This window comes from Gelidibacter sp., from assembly GCF_035515035.1.
GTDB lineage: Bacteria > Bacteroidota > Bacteroidia > Flavobacteriales > Flavobacteriaceae > Gelidibacter.
In genome coordinates this window covers 1-3,264 of sequence record NZ_DATJCA010000034.1, presented here as the reverse complement: position 1 = coordinate 3,264, position 3,264 = coordinate 1, and the positions used below count along the sequence as shown (strand labels likewise).

Below are 3,264 nucleotides of genomic sequence, written 5' to 3'. Positions count from 1 at the left end.
AGAACTTATTGGCTGTTATGCCGAATTTACCCATCCACGGCAAATGGCCATTTTACCTGAGCTAAAGGCTATGAAAGGTGTCTTTTCTTTGGGGCATTGGGGGGATGTGTTTTTTGATAGAGGAGCGCCAGAAGGCACTATGGAAGCCGATATTGTGCCTTTACTTTTTAAAAAGATGATCAAGCCTAAGGGTTTTGAGCTTGCGCAACAATTATGGCAAGCTTGGGGTTTGGAAGGCGATTTTAAAAGCTATTTAATAAACCGTGTCGAAACGGACTTAGCCGCCATTGAAATTGATAATATAAGTGCAAAGGTTCGTGCTTATAAAACAAGCCAATGGGCGCACCGCTGGACCACGACCAACTTAGCGGTGTTTGAAGCAGCGCATCCTATTACGCTACCGTTTTATGACAATAGAATGTGCGAATTTGTTTGCGGCATTCCAGAAGCTTATTTAGCAGACAGGCGTTTGCAGTTGGCCCATTTGCAACAAGATAAAAAACTTGCGAAGATCACCTGGCATGCACAAACGCCATTTAATCTTACTAATTACCAGTATAATAAAGCGCCTTATAATATCCCTTATCGGATTTTAAATAAATTGCAACGTGAAGGTAAAGCCTTATTGGGAAAACCTTATATCCAACGCAATTGGGAGCTGCAGTTTCTTGGTGAAGAAAATGAACAAGCTTTAAAAAGTCACATTTTTGATGCTGATTTTAATGACTTCATCCCCAAAACTATTGTGGAAGAAATCTATCAACATTTTCTTAAAACAGATCTGATAAATTATGCACATCCCTTGAGTATGTTGTTAACCTTGTCGGTTTGGTATAAAAAGAATTCGGTAGCTCTATGAAATTGTCAGTTGTTATTCCTGTTTATAATGGTGCAGATTTTATTCAAAAATCATATAACTCAATTTTGAATCAGAATCTTCAGGAATTTGAAATTATTTTCGTTGATAATAACTCAAGAGATCGTTCAGTAGAAAATATAAAAAGGTTGATGCAGGAGGATTCTCGGATTTCTTTATATTATCAAAAGAAACAAGGTGCTGGTCCTGCCAGGAATCTTGGAATTAATATGGCGAAGGGTGAGTATATTTATTTGTTTGATGTTGACGATGAAATTTATCCTAATGCCATTAAAACGATGATCTCTGTTTTGGAAACGCACGCCAATGTTGATGCTGTATTTGGCAAAATGAATAAGTCTCATCAGGGAATCTCTGATATCCCTGCGCTAGAAGGTGATACATTGAAGGTTGTTTTGAAAGAAAAACCCTATTGGGGTTTAAAATGGTTTTCTAATCTGAAACATGTTGTAGGCCCACCAGCTTTTCTTTATCGAGCTTCGGTATTCAATGAAATTGGTGCGTACAATAATGAATTACGATTGGGAGAAGACACAGCATTTGATATAAAACTTGGAATGTTAAAGAATATTGCGTTTTTGGATATGCACGTATACCTTTATTTTAAGCATGATACGTCAACCACCGGAATTGCGAAAAAACAAACGCCACGAGCTTTCATGATTTGGCCACGTTTAATAAAAGAACATCTGCCATTTTATTTAACTTATAAAACGCCTATAAAATTTAAGAGCTTATTGTTCAGTCAGCTTTTCCAAGCTATGGGCAGGCAATTGGTTTTTACCAAGGGATTACAAAATCGTTATCTTCTCAAACGTCAGTTATTTGATGATCTAAAAGATGTTTCGATTCCGTTTTCTATTCGCTTATATTTATCAATATTAGTTATCTTGCCATTTGAAACATTGCGGAAGGTATATGGGTATTATGTTGTGCCTTATACAGTTAAGCGGCTAACAAAATAAAAACCAATCTGAGTGAAGCCAATTCCATTTATAAAACATGCTTTTAAAAGGTTGCTTTTGCGCGGTTTTTATAAACGACACGTGCTAAATAACAGCGTCATTCAAGCGGATATAAAACAAACTCTACAGGTTAGAGGCAGCAAAGTACAAAATGAGCCTATAGAAAAACAGTTTTACCACCTGATGCAGTATTACCCTGATTATGCATTTATCTTTTTTTGGCGGATCAATAAGATGCAGTATCGTTGGAGATCCTTATTTGTAGGCGAGATACCTTGTAAGATTTTTAGAAATACAAAAATTGAGGGTGGGCTGATGTGCTACCATCCTTTCGCTACCGTAATAAACGCAAAATCGATAGGTGAGAATTTTCAATTCAGAAACAGTTTGACTATTGGCAATAAAGGAAATGACAATCAACTCAGGCCAACCATAGGCAATAATGTTACGGTGGGAGCAAACGTCGTCATTATTGGCGACATTAGTATTGGTGATCACGTAATTATTGGCGCTGGGTCAGTAGTCGTAAAGGATGTGCCTTCTCATTGTATCATTGCTGGAAATCCAGCTCAAATTATTAGACGCAGAGATGAGCTCTAAAAAAATACGGATTCTTTTTACGATTTCTAATTTTAACACGGCAGGGAGTGGAAAGGTAGTGTACGATTTAGTGCAAGGTTTGGATAAAACAAAATTTGATGTGGAGATTGCCTGTGGAGGTGCTGATGGCGCTTTTTTTAAGGTCGTGGAATCTTTAGGCTTTCCCATCCATGTTTTTGAAACTAAAACACCCTATAAGCCTTATTATAATTTGTTGTCTCGCATTTGGAGGATTTCTAAATTTTACAAACAACATCACTATGACATCATTCATTCTTGGCAGTGGAGCAATGATTGGACCGAGGCTTTGGCGGCACGTCTGGTCGGTGTAAAATGGCTCTATACTAAAAAGGCCATGGGTTTTAATAATCGGCATTGGCGAATAAAAAGTTATTTGGCACATTTTATAGTGACTATAAATGATGAGATGCGTGCCTATTTCCCAAATAAAAAAGCACAAGCTTTGATTCCATTGGGTATTGATACCGATTACTATAATGCCGATGCAGTGACAGAACCTATTGAGGTGGACACCTCCAAATTACATATCATAACCGTTGCTAATTTGGTGCCAGTTAAGGGGATTCAAGTTTTAATAGAAGCGGTACATCGACTACATGATCAAAATATCAAACTAAGTATTTTAGGAGATTACGATAATGACTATGGACATGCCATGGTTGCTTTAAGTGCACGCTTAGGAATGCAAATGCAAATTCATTTTTTAGGTAAGCAGCTCGATGTCCGACCGTATTTAGCAGTTGCCAATTTATACGTGATTCCTACCTTGGATGAAGGGCGGAAAGAAGGGATGCCTATGGC

The 3,264-nt window shown here is 37.6% G+C and carries 4 protein-coding genes; all 4 read left to right on the top strand.

Going from position 1 to position 3,264, the window contains the following annotated elements:
- A partial coding sequence (locus VLZ86_RS02760) for an asparagine synthetase B family protein (protein WP_325448488.1) occupies window positions 1–859 on the top strand: 859 nt, incomplete at its 5' end.
- Complete coding sequence (locus tag VLZ86_RS02755) at window positions 856–1,842, top strand: glycosyltransferase family 2 protein (RefSeq protein ID WP_325448486.1); 987 nt, start codon at window positions 856–858, stop codon at window positions 1,840–1,842. The genes VLZ86_RS02760 and VLZ86_RS02755, both read left to right, overlap by 4 nt.
- Before the next feature lie 12 nt (window positions 1,843–1,854).
- On the top strand, window positions 1,855–2,442 hold the full coding sequence (locus tag VLZ86_RS02750; RefSeq protein WP_325448484.1) for a serine acetyltransferase: 588 nt from the start codon (window positions 1,855–1,857) through the stop codon (window positions 2,440–2,442).
- The coding region (locus VLZ86_RS02745; RefSeq protein ID WP_325448482.1) for a glycosyltransferase at window positions 2,432–3,264 on the top strand (833 nt) is incomplete at its 3' end. The genes VLZ86_RS02750 and VLZ86_RS02745, both read left to right, overlap by 11 nt.

Excerpts from the sequence above, each read along its gene's own strand:
- VLZ86_RS02755 (WP_325448486.1), top strand. The coding sequence starts at position 856 with ATGAAATTGTCAGTTGTTATTCCTGTTTATAATGGTGCAGATTTTATT.